Origin of the sequence: Aquabacterium sp., assembly GCF_036279675.1 — a bacterium.
GTDB lineage: Bacteria > Pseudomonadota > Gammaproteobacteria > Burkholderiales > Burkholderiaceae_C > Aquabacterium.
In genome coordinates this window covers 1-15,700 of sequence record NZ_DASUIS010000109.1, presented here as the reverse complement: position 1 = coordinate 15,700, position 15,700 = coordinate 1, and the positions used below count along the sequence as shown (strand labels likewise).

Genomic DNA, 15,700 nt, shown 5'->3' with positions numbered 1-15,700 from the left:
CTCCAGTGCCAGGCCTTCATCGCGGCTGGCAGGGCTGCCACGCTGGACGGTCTTCTTGAACCAGTATTGCCCGCTTTGATGCAGGCCGGGGTCGGTGGCCAGGTAGATCTGGGTTTCAGCGCCCTTGGCTTCCGAGATGAGCGTGGGGCCGATCAAGGCATTGAACAAGCCGGGCGTGCTGCGCCAGATCTCCGACTTGACCGGGCCGGGGTGGAAGGCGTTGACCAGCACATTGCTGTTGCGCAGTCGGTGCGCCAGTTCCCTCACGAACAGCAGGTTGGCCAGCTTCGATCGCCCGTATGACAGGAAGGGCATGAACATCAGGGCCGTGCTGCTGGAGGGTTCGCGCAGCGTCTCGAAATTGAAATCACCACCGAAGAAGTGCGCCACCGAACTGGTGACCACGATGCGGCCGTTGCGGCTGGCCTTGACCTGCGGGAGCAGATGGTGGGTCAGCAGGAAGTGACCCAGATGGGTGGCCGCGAACATGAACTCGTAGCCGGCTGCATTGGTGCGCAGCTTGGGTGTGAACAGGCCCGCGTTGAGGATCAGGGCGTCGATGGGGTGGCCGCGCTCTTTGATGTGTTGCGCAAAACGGATGACATCGGGGAAGCTGGCCAGGTCCACCTGCATGAACTCGACCTGGGCGCCGGTGGTCTCGCGCTTGATCTGCTGCACCAGGGCATCGCCCTTGGCCTTGTCCCGCGCCGCGATGATGACTTCATAGCCTTGCGCGGCCAGATGCCGTACTGTTTCCTTGCCGATACCGGCGCTGCCGCCTGTGACCAATGCTCTTTTCATCCAGGTGTCTCCTTGAGCTGTTTGACAAACGTGCCCTGCAGTCTGTAACAGCATGTTTGCGCAGGCAATGGAGAATCGCGACAGAAAGAGGGACTTGGTGACAGCGCCGTGGCTGCCCCCGGGCCTCACTGGTTGAGGTATTCCCGCTTGTACAGACGCGGCAGGAAGTAGGGCAGCATCTGGAACTCTCGCAAGGCGTGCGAGCCCAGGTCATCAAAGAAGGTGGGGTTGATGACCAGCGCCAGCGCGGTGTTGACGAAGGTGCTGGTGAGCACCACGCCGTCACCCGTGGCATTGGGGCGCCATTGGTGCGTCAGCGAGTTGTTGGGCAGGATGCTGGCCAGCAGCGTCAGGTTGGTGCTGGCATAGAAGTAGCCCGGGTCAGTCAGAGGCACGGGCGGTGGCGTGACCTTCGGGTCTGCGCCGGTGATGTTGAGCGTCAAGGCGGTCTTGCCGATGTACTCCTTGGCCTTTTGCACCGCGCCGATGTCGTACATCAGGTCGGGGCTGTTGGGCGGGATGGTCCACTCGAACGAGACGTGGTCTACCGGTTGCCACAGGCGATAGCGGGCCGTGTTGCCGATGTGGTCCCACCACCAGGCCAGCATCTGTGGCTCGATGCCCTTGATCTCCTGCACGATGGTGAGCTTGACGTTGAGCTTCTTGTCCACCTGGCCGACGTTGTAGTAGCCGCGCTTCTTGAGGACCGCATTGAAGTAGCGCTCGCTCAGCGCGTCCATCAAGGTGGGCTGCAGGCCGGTCAAGGTCTTGCGCAGGTGGTTGACATAGGCCTGCGCCAGCAGGGGATCGGACGCAGCCGTGGCCTGGATCACGAACTGGCTGTCGCTGAAGGTGCTGCCCACGGGGTTGTACTGGATCAGCACCGTGAAGGGCGGCCTGCCATCGACCGACACGCTCTGCGCCAGAAAGCTGTAGGGCTTGATGCCCAGGTAGTTGTCGGAGGCCACGCGGCCGCGCATGGTGTCGGGATCGAGGTAGCTGACATCGACCGTGTGCACGCCCAGCCCGAAGGCCGCCAGGGCGCGGTAGCTCGCGCCGGCCGAGTAACCCAGGTGCTGCGGGCTGGAAGGGGCCTGCAGCCAGCAGAAGGATTTGTTCTCGCTGTTGGCCGCGGTGAGCATGGCCTGGTCGGCGTTGTCCCAGAACCAGCTGAAGGCCTCGGGGCGCACGCCCTTGACCACGAACTGTGCCGAGGCATTGATGCTTTGTGCGTGCGCCGTGCCCGTCATGCCGGCGATCAGGCAGGCAGGTTGCAGCAGGGCAGCTGCGCCGATGGCCAGCAGGCTGGGGGCGCTCACACCCAGAAGGCGAAGGGATCTGAACAGGCGATGAGGATGAGGCACAGTGGGCTCCTTGATTATCTACAAATGTAGAGTGGTGCGAAATCTACATTTGTAGAGAGGTGCCCGACCAGATCGAAAACCCTGGGTAGACTGGGCCCCAGATGGACAAAGACCGCAAAACCCTGATTGCCGATGCCGCCATTGCCTTGCTGGGCAGTGCGGGCGCCAAGGGCCTTACGCACCGCGCAGTGGACGCCGAGGCCGGCTTGCCCCTGGGCTCCACCTCGTTTTACTGCCGCACCCGGCATGAGTTGCTGACCCTCGCCCTGTTGCGGCACGCGGCGCTGGATCTGGCTGATCTGCAGGCCGACGCGCCCCTGATGGCCAGGCCCGACTGGGGGCTCGATGACTTCATCGACCTGCTGGTGGCGCGCGTGGCAGATTGGTTGTCGCCGGCCAAACGGGCGCGTCTGGTGGCCCGCTTCGAGTTGTTCCTGGTGGCCTCTCGTGAGCCGGAACTGGCCGACATCGTGACGCAGCAACGCCAGCGTTTTCTGGCGGCCACCGAGGCGGCGTTGAGCAAGGCTGGCGTGACGCACGCGGCCAGCCTGGCGCCTCGCTTGCTGGTGATGGTGGACGGGGTCTTGCTCGATCAGGTGCGCACCAACGGGGCGGTGCTCACGGGTGCGCAGCAAAAAGCCTTGTTCAAAGCGGTGCTGAAGCCCTAGCACCTTGCGGGTCTCCGGCCTGTTCCACGACCTAATCCCGCGTGCTTCGATCAGGATGCTTGGGTTGGCAGGCTGCAGGCGTTACCGTAGGCGGATTCATCCTGACCGCCTGCCATGTCCTCCGCTCCCGCGATCTTCACCGCCTCCTTGCTCGCCAATTTCTTTGAGGCAGGCTGGTCGATCCAGGTGCTGCTCAGTGACATGGACAGGGCGCAGTACGAGGCTTCACGCCTGGCGCGCCCGCACATCGAGCGGCACCTGAAAACCATGTCGGATTCAGCTCGTGCCCTGCCCGAAGACGTGCGCCAGCTCATGCCCAAGGTGGATTGGCAAAGCTGGGAGGAGCTCGGCGAACACCTGCCGCCCCGCAACGAGGCCGATCAGACGCTGGTGTGGGTGGCCATCAGGGACTGGTTGCCACCAGCCGGTGCCGAGTTGCGGCGCTACCGGCGCCAGTTGCCCGCGTTGTGGCGCTTTCAACTCTGAGCGGCTGATCAAGCGGCTGCTCAGTGATCGATCGCGTCCAGATCGCCCTCAGCGGCTGCGATTTCGGCCCGCAAATCGTCCATGTCGATCAGGCGTGCCTGTTCGATGAGCTTTTCCAGCGCATGGGCGGGCAGGGCGCCACTCTCACGAGCCACCAGGATCTTTTCCCGGATGATCATCAGCGTGGGCACGGAGCGGATGCCGAAGGCCTCCGCCAGGCTTTGTTCTTCGTCGGTGTCGATCTTGCCGAAGACCAGGTCCTGGTGCTTTTCGGATGCGGCTTCAAACACCGGCGCGAACTGGCGGCAAGGCCCGCACCACGTCGCCCAGAAGTCGAGCACGACCATCTCGTGCGTCTGGGTGATCTGACTGAAGTTGTCTTCGGTGATGTGAAGGGTGGCCATGGCAGAACGTTGGGGCTGAGGTGACGGTTTGGCGCTGGTGGGTACGGGCGCTTCAGCGACCACCACCGCCCATGATGAGGTTGAACACTTCTCGGACCAGACCCAACTCCACAGGCGCGCTGCCGCGAAGCTCGCTGATGGGCTTGAACACGGCTTCATGCGCAGCCAGGGCGGGTGCCGGCGCTTCGAAGGTGGTGAAGCGCAGCAGGTGGATGCGCACGGGCCCGTCTTCCGTCTGCACCCACTGGTTGAAGTCAGCCACGTGGACGAGGTCGTCCGGGTTCAAGCCGTATCGGCTGACGGTGGCTTGCATGACTTGCCCGGCATCGTGCTCCGGGCCCGCTTGTTCAGGGGCTGCGGTGTTGACGGCACCAGCCGGCAATGGCTCTGGCAACAGCAGGCTCCTGTTCGGCCAGCGTGCAAAGAGCAGGGCGGTGCTGTAGCTGTCGAAGTGGCAAAGAATGACCTTGTTCCTTGCGAATGGTGCATCGGTGTTCATCGGCGGCCCGATCAGAGTTGGCGAGATTGGCGAAGGGCGCCGACGCTGATGCGCTCACGTCATCAAGCCAGCCCTTGGATGCTACGGGGCCATGTGGTGCGGCGCCTTGGCAGGCGCAAGTGCCCGACTGAATCGCATGATTGATCACCCATGTGCAGTATTTTGATATTCAAAACCCTGGATTTGACAGTAATATCTCAATATTGATATTTCCTGCCAGCTTGATGGATTCCGCCTTGTTTTTGCAATGTCTGCCAATGCGTGAATTTTGAAATGGCAGAGATGGATAAATTGCCTTGCAGTGAGCCTGACGTGTATATGTGGGTGGTATGGATTCAGGGTATTCCTGTGGTGGCTTGTTATTGTTTTTTGAGAACTATCACCGCTTGATCAAGGGGTATGGATGACGGCATGGGGTTCCCCATAAGTCGGGTATCCGACATTTATATGGAGAATATCCACATGCCCGCTTGCCCTGGGGTGTGAAGCAGATCAGCCCTCTGCAAAACGGCGAGTCAAAGGAGTATTTGATAATGTCAACCGTTACCCGTTATTCAAAATGTCTGGTGTTGTCGGCGGCGTCCCTGCTGGCATCGGCGCCTGCCATGGCTCAGATGAAAATCATGATCAACATGTTTTCAGCTGACTCGGTCCAGAAGTTTTCTGATGACGCTGTTTTTTCATTTGATGCAACTGGCGTCGTCATGGTCCCCAAGGGTAATGCCAGCCAGAAGGCCGACGGGGTTCATTTCCCCATCACGGATATCACCCTGGGCCCGAGCAAATATCTCGGTCTGGCACCCGCCACGGTGAAAGGCAGCTCCAGCGGGTCTGCACTGGAGATCTCGTCAACCGACGAACTCACAGGCAAGAAGCTCGCGCTGACGCTGGCCAACTTCAAGATCGACTACCACGCCAAGAAGGTGCTGGCGGACGTTACGCCACTGGGCGGTGTCACCATGAAGGACACGCCACTGTATGACTTCACGGTGCTCCGGCCGTTGGTGTTCCAGCAGGTGCCTGGCAAGATCGTGCTGCAGGAGGTGCTGGGCAAGCTGATGATGACCCAGTTCATGCAGGACACCTTCATGCGGACGCTGCATCTGCCGGAGTTCGCCTCCACCGTGTTGCCCGTCATCGACTTCGGCACCCTGACTCAGACCATCGATCTGACCCCACGCGCCACCACCAACCCGACACCCTATGTGCCGGCGCCGTGATGCCCTGTGTGCGTACTGAACTTAGTCAATATCGAGGTGTAGCCATGACTTTCAATTCGACAACCCGCCACCCCCTGACGTTCAAGGGCAAGGCCCTGGCCCTGGCGGTCACGCTGCTGGCCAGCGCCGCATGCCACGTCACCGCCTTCGCTCAGACAAGCTATAAATGGACCCAGACCGCACGCTGGAAGGAAGATGCCCGCCTGGAGGCCAGTGGTGTGGTGGTCTATCCGCGTGAAGCCTATCCGGGCAAATCGTTTGACGTGCGCCCGGCGCAGCACACGCGCAAGATGTTCCCGGGTGCGATCGTGGGCGACGGCAACAACAAGGCCACGAGCAACAACCTGTGGTCCGCCTTGCTGGCATCGCGCCATGTGGTCGGCAACTCGACCACACTGACCCGCGCTCGCGATATCTCCGAAGACTGGGACATCAATTTCATCGATCCGCAGTACCCCACGCGCAACTACTGGTTCGACTTCTACGTTGACAACTACGCAGAGGGTGTTTACGTCGGCTTTGCCCAGACCATCCAGAACGGCCCCCAGAAGGGCGCGGCCGTGCTGGGCAACAACAACCTGCTGGCCATGGGCGATGACCGCGGGGCCTGGCTGGACGCCGACGGCTCCTTGAGTTACTACTGGCGGGAAAACGGTTTGCTGGATTACGACTCGACCCGCACGACCTTCAACGGTGGGCCCTGGGCCGGGGCGAGCCTGCGCAGCCAGTTGCGTTTCATGATCGGCTACGAAGAGGGGCGTCTGTATTTCCTGGAGGGCGACCACTTGCTGCACGTGTTCGATCGTGATCTGAAGCATCTCCGCACGGACGAGATCTACCTGGACGGTGAACTGATCGACGCCTCGCTGGGTGACGTGGTGGACGGCAAGGTGTCGGGTGTCCGTTACCTTGGCTGGGATCTGGGCCCGGTGATCGCCTTCGTGCCTGCTCCAAGCAACTGATGGATTGACGCTTTCTGGTGGTGTGTTCAAGCGCCTGTGCGGCAACGTGCGGGCGCTTTTTTTTCATGCTTCCTGCTGTGAACGTTAAACTGAGCCTCTGCCTATCCTCCTGCGGGTGCTGCCTCAGCATCACACAACATGAAATGGAATGACGTCAGCGACATGCCGTGCTCGGTGGCACGCACCTTGTCCGTCATCGGTGACCGCTGGACGATGCTCATCCTGCGCAATGCCTTCATGCGCATGCGCCGCTTTGACGATTTCCAGTCCAGCCTGGGCATGACAAGGCACCTGCTGGCCAGCCGCCTCAAGCGCCTCGTGGACGAGGGCATCTTCGAGCGCGTGCCTTATCAGCCATCGCCCGTGCGGCATGAATACGTGCTGACGGACAAGGGCAAGGCGCTTCACCCTGTGCTGATGGCGCTGGCCAACTGGGGTGATGACTGGATGGACAAGGGCATGGGCCCACCCCTGCTGTACCAACACCGCAGCTGTGGTCATGTGATGCGCCCTGTGATGGTGTGCTCGGAATGCCATGAGCCCCTGGTGGCCAGCCAGGTCACGCCCCTGCCAGGCCCTGGGCTGACGGCCACGATCAGCGCCACAGTCAGCGAATCGGCCCGCGACAACACCCAAGTGGATGCCAAGCCCCCGCGCAAGAAGAACACGACCGCTGCGGCCGAGTCGTCCAAGGTCACCAAACCTCGCCAGCGTACGCGCACGGCCTGATCGCCGGGTGAGGGCGGGCTGCTCTGTCCTGACTTGATACACATTAGTTCCTTTTTGGAACCTATAATGCCGCCGAGCAACGCTGGGCATCACCGAAGGGGCGCGCCATGACCGACACGAACACCGAGTGGAAGAAGACCGCTTGCATCCTGTGCAGCATCAACTGCGGGCTGGAAGTGCAGACGGGTGGCGAGGGCGGCCGGCACATCATCAAGATCCGCGGGGATGACGATCACCCGGTGTCGCGCGGTTATATCTGCGAGAAGTCGCAGCGCATGGACTTCTATCAGAACGGCGCAGACCGCCTGACCTCGCCCATGCGCCGCAAGCCCGATGGCAGCCATGAGGCCATCAGCTGGGACACGGCCATCAGCGAGATCGCCCGCAAGTTCAAGGACATCAAGACCAGGCACGGCGGCGAGAGCATCCTCTACTACGGCGGTGGCGGCCAGGGCAATCACCTCGGCGGTGCCTATGCCGACAGCTTCCTGAAAGCCGTGGGCAACCAGTACCGCTCCAACGCACTGGCGCAGGAAAAGACAGGCGAGTTCTGGGTGCAGGGCAAGATGCTGGGCACCGGCGTGCATGGTGACTTCGAGCACTGCGAGGTGGCTGTTTTCATCGGCAAGAACCCCTGGCATTCGCACGGCTTTGCGCGCGCTCGCGTGGTGCTCAAGGAGATCCAGAAGGATCCGAACCGCAAGATGATCGTGATCGATCCGCGGCGCAGCGAAACCGCTGCGATGGCTGATTACCACCTGGCCCTCAAGCCGGGCACCGATGCCTGGTGCCTGGCGGCCTTGCTGGGCATCATCGCGCAGGAAGGTCTGTGGGCCAAGGACTGGGTGGCGCAGCACACAGGGGGCCTGGACGAGGTCTTGCCCGGTTTGATGGCCATCGATGTGGCACAACACGCTCAGGTCTGCGGGGTGGATGAGGCGCTGCTGCGAGATGTGGCGCGCTGCATCGCCAAGGCGAAAAGCGTGTCCATCCTGGAAGACCTCGGCCTGCAGATGAATGTGCACTCCACGCTGGGCAGCTATCTGCAACGCCTGATCTGGATTCTCACGGGGCACTATGGTCGCCAGGGCACCAGCAATGCACCGGTGCCTTTGCTGTCCTTGTCTAAAGCCAGCAAGGGGGAGTCGTCGGTGGGGGCGAACTCGGCCAAGCGCGTGGAGCGCCGCAGCCCGGTGGCCAATGCCAAGATCATCATCGGCCTGATCCCCTGCAACGTGATCCCCGAAGAGATCCTGACCGATCACCCCAAGCGCTACCGTGCCATGCTGATCCAGAGCGGCAACCCGGTGCACTCGCTGGCAGACAGCCAGCGCATGCGTGAAGCCATGCGCGCACTGGAACTGTCCGTGGTGGTGGACGTGGCCATGACGGAAACCGCGCGTCAGGCCGACTACGTGCTGCCGGCCAGCAGCCAGTTCGAGAAAGCCGAGGCCACCTTCTTCAACCTGGAGTTCCCGCGTAACGTCTTTCACCTGCGCCAGCCCTTGTTCGAGCCGCTGCCTGGCGCCTTGCCGGAGGCCGAGATCTATGCGCGCCTGGTTGAGGCCATGGGCGAACTGGGCGACAAGGACTATGCGCCCTTGCGCCGTGCCTTGAAGTTCGGCCGCACGGCTTTTGCCTTGACCTTCCTCGCGCAGAGCCTGCGCAAGCCCAAGGTGATGAAGTACGCTGCGGTGATCTTGTACCGCTCGTTGGGCGCGCAACTGCCCAAGGGCATGGCGTCGGCCGCTGCCTTGTGGGGCGTGGCGCAGCTGTACATCCAGGGCAACCGCAAGGTGGCGTCCAAGGCGGGCTTTGGTGGCTTCCCGATCTTTGCGGCAGAGCGCTTGTTCCAGGCTTTGCTCAAGGGCCGATCCGGTGTGGTCTATGCCCAAGCCGATCATGAAGACAGCTGGCTGGCCGTGGGGCACCCGGGGCATCGCATCAACCTGCATATCCCTGAGTTGCTGCCGGAGCTGGCCAGGCTGAAGGATGAACAGCCGAAGCAGGATCCTGACTACCCCTTCATCCTGGCCGCAGGCGAGCGCCGGGCCGAGACCAGCAACACCGCCGTGCGCGATACCGCCTGGCACAAGCGTGGTTCGTACGGCACCTTGCGCATCAACCCGCAGGACGCGCAAGCCATTGGTTGCCAGGATGGCGACGTCGTGCGCCTGAGCACGCGCCGCGCGACGGTCGAGGTACCTGTCGAGATCACCGACATGATGCAGCCTGGCAACATCTCCCTGCCCAACGGGCTTGGACTGGACTACCAGCAGCGCGATGGTCAGGTGGTCCGCAAGGGCGTGGCGCCCAACGAGTTGACCGACTGCACACAGCGCGACTTCCTGGCGGGCACGCCATGGCACAAGTACGTGCCGGCGAGGGTGTCACTGCTGGCTTGATTGCGCCTGGTCATCCCGCCTGTCATCAAAGGTTCTAGACTGATCGAAGATCATGCGATGACCAGACAGGTTCACAAGGAGGATGACGTATGCAATTCGCAGCCAAGGCCATTCCACTGAGTCGCCAGGGGCTGGCTGCCGCGCTGGATGTGCTGCATCTCGGCGCGGGCGAAGCGGCTGCCCTGTGGTGTGTGTTCGAGGTCGAGACGTCCGGTGTCACGCAGGGTTTCGGCTTCCGGCCGGATCGGCGCCCGGAGATCCTGTTCGAGCGACACAAGTTTCGCGAGTTCACCGCGGGGCGCTTCAACCAGTCCCACCCCGATCTGTCGGGCAGCCAGGGTGGTTATGGCACGCTGGCCAGCCAGTACGACAAGCTGGAGCGGGCACTGAAGCTGAGCCAGGAAGCGGGCCTGGGTGATGAGCCCGCACTCAAATCGGCCTCATGGGGTATCGGGCAGGTCATGGGCTTCAATCACCAGGCAGCAGGTTATGCCTCTGCCCGGCAGATGGTGGAGGCCATGGTGCAGGACGAAGACGCGCAGGTCATGGCCGTGGCCCGTTTCATGGTGCATGGTGGCCTGGACAAGGCCTTGCGCAACAAGGACTGGGAACGCTTTGCGCGGCTGTACAACGGCGCGACGTTTGCGAAGAACCAGTACGACATCAAGTTGCAGGTTCAGTATGCTCGCTTTGCGGGTGGTTCACTGCCCGACCTGGAGATGCGTGCGGCCCAGGCGGCCTTGCTGCTGCTGGGCTACAGCCCCGGCAAGATCGACGGCATTCTGGGGCGCCGTACACGCGACGCCCTGCGAGCGTTTCAACTGGGGGCCGGGTTGTCCGCTACGGGCGAGCTCAACAGTGATACTTACGCGGCCTTGTGGAACAAGGCGTTCGCGTGATGCCGAGCACCAAATGGAAAGGGCCCGTGAGGGCCCTTTTTCTTGTCGGCGGATATGTCGACGATCAGGCTTGACGACGGCGACGCAGCAGCGTGCCAGCCACCAGCAACCCACCGATCACCATGGCATAGCTTTCGGGTTCTGGCACGGCACTGGTCTTGCCGAAGGTCACGTTGTCGACCGCGAAGGCGAAGGTGCCTTGGTTGGCAGGGTTGCCGATCAGCACGCTGTCGATGGCCGAGCCCGTGAAACCGAAGAACGTCAGGCCGCTGCCAGCGGAAGCGTCGAAAGTCTGAGTGGTGTTGTCGGTGAACTTCAGGGTCACTTGCTGCACACCGGCCAGCAAGTTCGTGTCGAAACCGAAAGCGGTCACGGGCTGGTCGAACTTCACGGTCAGCTTGCGGTCAGACAGACCACCGTAGAACCCATCCAGGAAGCCACCGGTGAAGCCGCCACCTGCGTCAATGTTGAAGAAGAAGCCGTCGCCGATGGGCGTGGAGTACGTCACGCCTGGCTTGATGCTGCCAGCGTGAATCGCCGCACCATTGCTGACCACCAGCTCCGTCGTGCTGTTGAGCACGCCGGTAGAGATCGGGAAGCTGTAGGAGTCACCGAAGGTTTCCACGGTGAAGGGGCCAACCAGCGAGGCTTCGAATGCCGCACGGTCATTGGTGAGCGTGGCGCTGCCGGCGTGGGCGTTGGCGGTTGCCGTGAGCGCGATGGCCGAGGCGACAAAAGGCAGGAATTTCATGTTGTGATCCTCTGTGAGAAATTTATGAGCGGGAGTTTCCGAAATAAACATCCCTGCGTCATTCCCCCGATTAAGGGTTGGTTGGCACGTTTGACGATGGTCATATTCCGTAGTTGAACTCCATGGGGTGGGCTCGTTCCAGGCGCTTCTGGCGCTGCAGATAGCGGATCATCTGATCGACCTTGTAGCGCGCCAGCGGCCAGGGCCCGAAGCCCGACTCGGTGTTCACGTGGCCTGCCTGGCCCAGGTTCTGAAACCCCGCGCCCCAGCGCGTGGCCCACAGTTGCGCGTGCTCAAGCGGCATCCAGGGGGCGTTCTCGCTGCCGACCAGCGTGGCGGGCACACCCAGGCCATCCTGAGGTAATTGGTCCGTCAATTGGAACTTGCCGGGGTCGGCCGGTGCCACCATCAACGCAGCCCGAATCCCGTCTTGTCGGGCTTGAGAACCGGTGCGTTGACGCGCCAGATGGTGAGCCAGTGCCAGGCAACCGAAACTGTGTGCCACGGCGATCCATTGCGTGTCAGGTGCATAGCGGGCCAGCGTGCTGTCGATCTGACGAGACCATCTCTGCAGGTCCGGTGCATCCCAGTCTGCCTGCGTCACGCGTGCGGCACCCCTGTACTGGGTCTGCAGCCAGCTTTGCCAGTGCCCGTGGCCGCTGTTGCGCAAACCGGGGATGATCAGCACGCGCGTGATGGCGAGCTTGCGCGTGTCCAGTTCTGCGGCGTGCAAGGAGGACAACATCTCAGCGGTGCATTCAAAGGGCTGCAATCGCGACTTCTGTAGCCTTGACGAGCGCGATGACCTCCTTGCCCGGCTTCAGCCCCAGTTCATCCAGCGAGCGGGTGGTGATCACGGACGTGACGACATGGCCCGAGACTGTCTCAATGTCGACGCTGGAGACCACGGGCCCTTCGATGATCTCCCTGACTCTGCCTCGGAACTGGTTTCGGACATTGATGGCGCTGATGCTCATGGCGGTGACCTCTTTGATGCGAAATCGCACAACGACATGTTGCGATGGGGCCGCGATACCGGCAACGAAGGAATGCGCAGATGCATATCCGCTTCATGTCGCTTGGCAACTCAGCGCGCATCGGCTACGGTAGGCATCTCGCCCACATCGAGGGCCGTTGACCTGAGGAAGAGCATGAGCAATCCAAACTGGAAGTTCGAGACCCTGTCGGTTCACGCTGGTTATTCGCCGGATCCGACCACCAAAGCCGTGGCCGTTCCGATCTACCAGACGGCAGCCTATGCGTTTGACAGCGCGCAACACGGTGCAGATCTGTTTGATCTCAAGGTGCCGGGCAATATCTACACACGCATCATGAATCCGACAACCGATGTGCTGGAGCAGCGGATAGCTGCCCTTGAAGGCGGCATCGGTGCGTTGGCATTGGCTTCAGGGCAGGCCGCCGTGACCTACGCCATCCAGACCATTGCTGAAGCGGGCGACAACATCGTGTCATCCACGGCCCTGTATGGCGGTACATACAACCTGTTCGCGCACACGCTGCCTCAGTTCGGCATCACCACACGCTTTGCCGACCACCGCGATCCAGCCAGCTTCGAGCCCTTGATCGATGAGCGCACCAAGGCCATCTTCGTCGAGTCGCTTGGCAACCCATCCGGCAACATCACGGACATCGCACGCATCGCCGAGATCGCGCACAGACATGGCGTGCCGTTGATTGTCGACAACACGGTACCGTCGCCTTATCTGAGTCGGCCTTTCGAACATGGCGCCGACATCGTGGTGCATTCGCTGACAAAGTACCTGGGTGGGCATGGCACGACCTTGGGCGGGGCCATCGTGGATTCGGGCAAGTTCCCCTGGGCGCAGCACAAGGCCCGATTCAAACGGCTCAATGAGCCTGACGTGAGCTATCACGGTGTGGTTTACACGGAAGCTTTGGGTGCAGCCGCCTATATAGGCCGAGCCCGCGTGGTGCCTCTGCGCAATACCGGTGCGGCCTTGTCGCCCTTCAATGCATTCCTGATTCTGCAGGGTATCGAAACGCTGGGGCTGCGCATGGACCGCATCAGCGACAACACCTTGAGGGTGGCGCAACATCTGCAAAAGCACCCCCGCGTCAAGTGGGTCAACTATGCCGGCCTGGAAGACCATCCTGAGAACCCGTTGGTCAGGAAGTACCTGTCAGGCAAGGCTTCCGGCTTGCTGACCTTTGGTGTACCTGGCGGTCGGGAAGGCGGTGCGCGTTTTCTGGATGGCCTGAAGTTGTTCACGCGCCTGGTGAACATTGGCGATGTCCGTTCTCTGGCCACGCATCCTGCGTCCACCACACACCGGCAGCTGTCTCCCGAGGAACTGGCCAAGACCGGTGTCGCGGAGGATACGGTTCGCCTGTCGGTGGGCATCGAGCACATCGATGACCTGCTGGCCGACCTGGACAGTGCGCTTTCTCAAGCCTGAGCGAGGGCGAAAGGCATCTGCGTTTTCTGCATAAGCAGTTGCAGAAAGCGTCGTTTGCCTTTCTGACACGCGTCTTTAGCATCGGAGGCCTTGAAGTTGATGGCCTCCACACATGCTGTTTTCGTCCTTGTTGTTGCGTCGGCGCTCGGTGCTGCCGGGATTCGATCTGGCCATGGGTCTGACACTGACCTATCTGTGCCTGATCGTCCTGATCCCCTTGAGCGCCGCCTTTTTGCGAACCACGGAACTGACCTGGCCCGAGTTCGTGGATGTGGTCACCTCTCCTCGCGTGGTGGCTTCCTACAAGCTGACCTTCGGCGCTTCGATCCTGGCTGCCATCGTCAATGGCGTGTTCGGCCTGCTGGTGGCATGGGTGCTGGTGCGCTATGACTTCTTCGGGCGCCGCGTGGTGGACGCTCTGGTTGACTTGCCCTTCGCTTTGCCTACCGCTGTGGCCGGCATCACCTTGACCGGTCTGTACTCCGGCAATGGCTGGATCGGCCAGTATCTGGAGCCGCTGGGTATCAAGGTGGCTTTCACGCCTGTTGGTGTATTCGTGGCCATGACCTTCATCGGCCTGCCCTTCGTGGTTCGCACGGTGCAGCCGATTCTGGAAGACTTGGCCTCCGAACTGGAAGAGGCTGCAGCAACGCTGGGTGCCAGCCGCCTGCAGACCTTCTACAAGGTCATCCTGCCCATCCTTACCCCTGCCTTGCTGACAGGCTTTGCGCTGGCTTTTGCTCGCGCGCTGGGTGAATACGGCTCCATCATCTTCATTGCGGGCAACATGCCCATGATCTCCGAGATCACACCCTTGCTGATCATCACCAAGCTGGAGCAGTACGACTACGCCGGTGCCACCGCCATTGCCGTGGTGATGCTGGTGATGTCCTTCGTGCTGCTGCTGGCCATCAATGCACTGCAAGCCTGGGCGCGCAAGCGTCAGGGCAAGTGATCGGGAAGACAGGTGTCAACATGAGTGCCGTTCTCAATTCGAATTCTCAAACCATCGCCCCGCCTGATGTGGTGGGTGCCACCAAGGAGCCGGTGTGGGTGCGCTGGGTATTGACCAGCATCGCCCTGGTCTTCCTGACGCTCTTCCTGTTTGTGCCCCTGGCCTCGGTGTTCTTCGAGGCGTTCAAGAAGGGCGTGGACGTCTATCTGGCCGCGGTGACCGAGCCCGATGCCGTGTCGGCCATCAAGCTGACATTGATTGCGGCGGTCATTTCCGTGCCCCTGAATCTGGTATTCGGCGTGGCGGCAGCCTGGGCCATTGCCAAGTTCGATTTCCGCGGCAAGAGCGTGCTGCTCACGCTGATCGACCTGCCGTTTTCGGTATCGCCCGTGATTGCCGGGCTGATTTATGTGCTGGTATTCGGTCTGCAGGGCTGGTTCGGTGAGTGGCTGCGTGACCACGATCTGAAGGTGATCTTCGCCGTGCCTGGCATCGTGCTGGCCACCATTTTTGTGACCTTTCCCTTTGTGGCCCGCGAGTTGATCCCCCTGATGCAGGCCCAGGGCCAGGAGCAGGAAGAAGCCGCACGCGTGCTGGGTGCATCGGGCTTCCAGACCTTCTGGAAGGTCACGTTGCCCAACGTGAAATGGGCGCTGCTGTACGGCGTGATCCTGTGCAACGCGCGCGCCATGGGGGAGTTCGGTGCCGTGTCCGTGGTGTCAGGCCACGTGCGTGGGCAGACCAACACCTTGCCCCTGCACATTGAAATCCTTTACAACGAGTACCAGTTTGCCGCGTCCTTTGCCGTGGCATCCTTGCTGGCCAGTCTGGCACTGGTCACCCTGGTCCTGAAATACATTGTCGAACGTCAGGTGCAGCGCGAGCTGGCCCAGGCCAAGGATGTCGGAGTTGCCGCATGAGCATTGAAGTCAAGAACCTCGTCAAGCGTTTCGGTTCGGTCACCGTGTGTGACCAGCTGAACCTCAATATCCCTTCCGGTGAGCTGGTGGCTTTGCTGGGCCCTTCGGGCTCGGGCAAGACCTCGCTGCTTCGCATCATCGCGGGCCTGGAAACGCCCGACAGCGGCTCCGTGCTGTTCAACGGTGAAGATGCCACCCA

17 protein-coding genes and 1 pseudogene are annotated in these 15,700 nt (G+C 61.6%); 11 read left to right on the top strand and 7 right to left on the bottom strand.

All coding sequences use genetic code 11. The features are described from left to right. Both VFW93_RS12985 and VFW93_RS12980 read right to left on the bottom strand, forming a co-directional pair. On the bottom strand, positions 1–801 hold an 801-nt coding region (locus tag VFW93_RS12985), incomplete at its 3' end, for an SDR family NAD(P)-dependent oxidoreductase (RefSeq protein WP_329694410.1). Positions 802–926: 125 nt separating this feature from the next. Continuing rightward, positions 927–2,165: a DAPG hydrolase family protein gene (locus VFW93_RS12980; protein ID WP_329694409.1), complete on the bottom strand. Its 1,239-nt coding sequence runs from the start codon at positions 2,163–2,165 to the stop codon at positions 927–929. Between the two features lie 101 nt (positions 2,166–2,266). Here VFW93_RS12980 and VFW93_RS12975 point away from each other — a divergent pair, with 101 nt between their 5' ends. Together VFW93_RS12975 and VFW93_RS12970 are read left to right on the top strand one after the other, a co-directional pair. Next, positions 2,267–2,833, top strand: coding sequence for a hypothetical protein (locus VFW93_RS12975; RefSeq protein WP_329694408.1), 567 nt, complete (start codon positions 2,267–2,269; stop codon positions 2,831–2,833). A 114-nt stretch (positions 2,834–2,947) separates the two neighbouring features. After that, a complete protein-coding gene (locus VFW93_RS12970; RefSeq protein WP_329694407.1) occupies positions 2,948–3,319 on the top strand; it encodes a hypothetical protein in 372 nt (123 codons plus the stop codon). A gap of 20 nt (positions 3,320–3,339) precedes the next feature. Here the strand turns inward: VFW93_RS12970 and trxA are convergent, their stop codons facing one another. After that, positions 3,340–3,723: a thioredoxin gene (trxA, locus tag VFW93_RS12965; RefSeq protein ID WP_329694406.1), complete on the bottom strand. Its 384-nt coding sequence runs from the start codon at positions 3,721–3,723 to the stop codon at positions 3,340–3,342. A gap of 52 nt (positions 3,724–3,775) precedes the next feature. Beyond that, the gene (locus VFW93_RS12960) at positions 3,776–4,117 is read right to left on the bottom strand and encodes a hypothetical protein (RefSeq protein ID WP_329694405.1); all 342 of its coding nucleotides are present in this window, start codon (positions 4,115–4,117) and stop codon (positions 3,776–3,778) included. 809 nt (positions 4,118–4,926) lie between these two features. Here VFW93_RS12960 and VFW93_RS12955 point away from each other — a divergent pair. From VFW93_RS12955 to VFW93_RS12935, 5 genes and pseudogenes are all read left to right on the top strand, one after another. Continuing rightward, positions 4,927–5,442 (top strand): hypothetical protein, encoded by a 516-nt coding sequence (locus VFW93_RS12955; protein ID WP_329694404.1) that lies wholly within the window; start codon positions 4,927–4,929, stop codon positions 5,440–5,442. 44 nt (positions 5,443–5,486) lie between these two features. Beyond that, positions 5,487–6,404 (top strand): hypothetical protein, encoded by a 918-nt coding sequence (locus VFW93_RS12950; protein ID WP_329694403.1) that lies wholly within the window; start codon positions 5,487–5,489, stop codon positions 6,402–6,404. 138 nt (positions 6,405–6,542) lie between these two features. Then, a pseudogene (locus tag VFW93_RS12945) lies at positions 6,543–6,992 on the top strand (winged helix-turn-helix transcriptional regulator); the annotation flags it as partial. 248 nt (positions 6,993–7,240) lie between these two features. Then, the gene (locus VFW93_RS12940; RefSeq protein WP_329694402.1) at positions 7,241–9,538 is read left to right on the top strand and encodes a molybdopterin oxidoreductase family protein; all 2,298 of its coding nucleotides are present in this window, start codon (positions 7,241–7,243) and stop codon (positions 9,536–9,538) included. An 89-nt stretch (positions 9,539–9,627) separates the two neighbouring features. Further along, positions 9,628–10,437: an N-acetylmuramidase domain-containing protein gene (locus VFW93_RS12935; protein WP_329694401.1), complete on the top strand. Its 810-nt coding sequence runs from the start codon at positions 9,628–9,630 to the stop codon at positions 10,435–10,437. Positions 10,438–10,501: 64 nt separating this feature from the next. Here VFW93_RS12935 and VFW93_RS12930 read toward each other — a convergent pair whose 3' ends face one another. The 3 genes from VFW93_RS12930 to VFW93_RS12920 form a co-directional block, all read right to left on the bottom strand. Beyond that, on the bottom strand, positions 10,502–11,188 hold the full coding sequence (locus VFW93_RS12930; protein ID WP_329694400.1) for a PEP-CTERM sorting domain-containing protein: 687 nt from the start codon (positions 11,186–11,188) through the stop codon (positions 10,502–10,504). 100 nt (positions 11,189–11,288) lie between these two features. Then, positions 11,289–11,933 carry an alpha/beta hydrolase gene (locus tag VFW93_RS12925; protein ID WP_329694399.1) on the bottom strand — a complete coding sequence of 215 codons (645 nt, stop codon included), beginning with the start codon at positions 11,931–11,933 and terminating at the stop codon, positions 11,289–11,291. A gap of 13 nt (positions 11,934–11,946) precedes the next feature. Next, positions 11,947–12,165 (bottom strand): TOBE domain-containing protein, encoded by a 219-nt coding sequence (locus tag VFW93_RS12920; protein WP_329694398.1) that lies wholly within the window; start codon positions 12,163–12,165, stop codon positions 11,947–11,949. A gap of 174 nt (positions 12,166–12,339) precedes the next feature. On the opposite strand from VFW93_RS12920, the gene VFW93_RS12915 reads away from it, so the two are divergent. The 4 genes from VFW93_RS12915 to VFW93_RS12900 all read left to right on the top strand — a co-directional run. Continuing rightward, positions 12,340–13,626, top strand: a complete 1,287-nt coding sequence (locus VFW93_RS12915; protein ID WP_329694397.1) for an O-acetylhomoserine aminocarboxypropyltransferase/cysteine synthase family protein — start codon at positions 12,340–12,342, stop codon at positions 13,624–13,626. Positions 13,627–13,738: 112 nt separating this feature from the next. After that, entirely contained in the window at positions 13,739–14,581 is an 843-nt protein-coding gene (cysT, locus tag VFW93_RS12910; protein WP_329694396.1) for a sulfate ABC transporter permease subunit CysT, read from the top strand. A gap of 20 nt (positions 14,582–14,601) precedes the next feature. After that, complete coding sequence (gene cysW, locus VFW93_RS12905) at positions 14,602–15,501, top strand: sulfate ABC transporter permease subunit CysW (protein WP_329694395.1); 900 nt, start codon at positions 14,602–14,604, stop codon at positions 15,499–15,501. Continuing rightward, positions 15,498–15,700 (top strand): ATP-binding cassette domain-containing protein (locus VFW93_RS12900; protein WP_329694394.1); only part of this gene is annotated, 203 nt, incomplete at its 3' end. The genes cysW and VFW93_RS12900, both read left to right, overlap by 4 nt.

Excerpts from the sequence above, each read along its gene's own strand:
- VFW93_RS12975 (WP_329694408.1), top strand. The coding sequence starts at position 2,267 with ATGGACAAAGACCGCAAAACCCTGATTGCCGATGCCGCCATTGCCTTG.
- VFW93_RS12930 (WP_329694400.1), bottom strand. The coding sequence starts at position 11,188 with ATGAAATTCCTGCCTTTTGTCGCCTCGGCCATCGCGCTCACGGCAACC.
- cysT (WP_329694396.1), top strand. The coding sequence starts at position 13,739 with ATGCTGTTTTCGTCCTTGTTGTTGCGTCGGCGCTCGGTGCTGCCGGGA.
- VFW93_RS12935 (WP_329694401.1), top strand. The coding sequence starts at position 9,628 with ATGCAATTCGCAGCCAAGGCCATTCCACTGAGTCGCCAGGGGCTGGCT.
- VFW93_RS12950 (WP_329694403.1), top strand. The coding sequence starts at position 5,487 with ATGACTTTCAATTCGACAACCCGCCACCCCCTGACGTTCAAGGGCAAG.
- VFW93_RS12940 (WP_329694402.1), top strand. The coding sequence starts at position 7,241 with ATGACCGACACGAACACCGAGTGGAAGAAGACCGCTTGCATCCTGTGC.
- VFW93_RS12955 (WP_329694404.1), top strand. The coding sequence starts at position 4,927 with ATGGTCCCCAAGGGTAATGCCAGCCAGAAGGCCGACGGGGTTCATTTC.
- VFW93_RS12970 (WP_329694407.1), top strand. The coding sequence starts at position 2,948 with ATGTCCTCCGCTCCCGCGATCTTCACCGCCTCCTTGCTCGCCAATTTC.
- VFW93_RS12920 (WP_329694398.1), bottom strand. The coding sequence starts at position 12,165 with ATGAGCATCAGCGCCATCAATGTCCGAAACCAGTTCCGAGGCAGAGTC.
- VFW93_RS12925 (WP_329694399.1), bottom strand. The coding sequence starts at position 11,933 with ATGTTGTCCTCCTTGCACGCCGCAGAACTGGACACGCGCAAGCTCGCC.
- trxA (WP_329694406.1), bottom strand. The coding sequence starts at position 3,723 with ATGGCCACCCTTCACATCACCGAAGACAACTTCAGTCAGATCACCCAG.
- VFW93_RS12915 (WP_329694397.1), top strand. The coding sequence starts at position 12,340 with ATGAGCAATCCAAACTGGAAGTTCGAGACCCTGTCGGTTCACGCTGGT.
- cysW (WP_329694395.1), top strand. The coding sequence starts at position 14,602 with ATGAGTGCCGTTCTCAATTCGAATTCTCAAACCATCGCCCCGCCTGAT.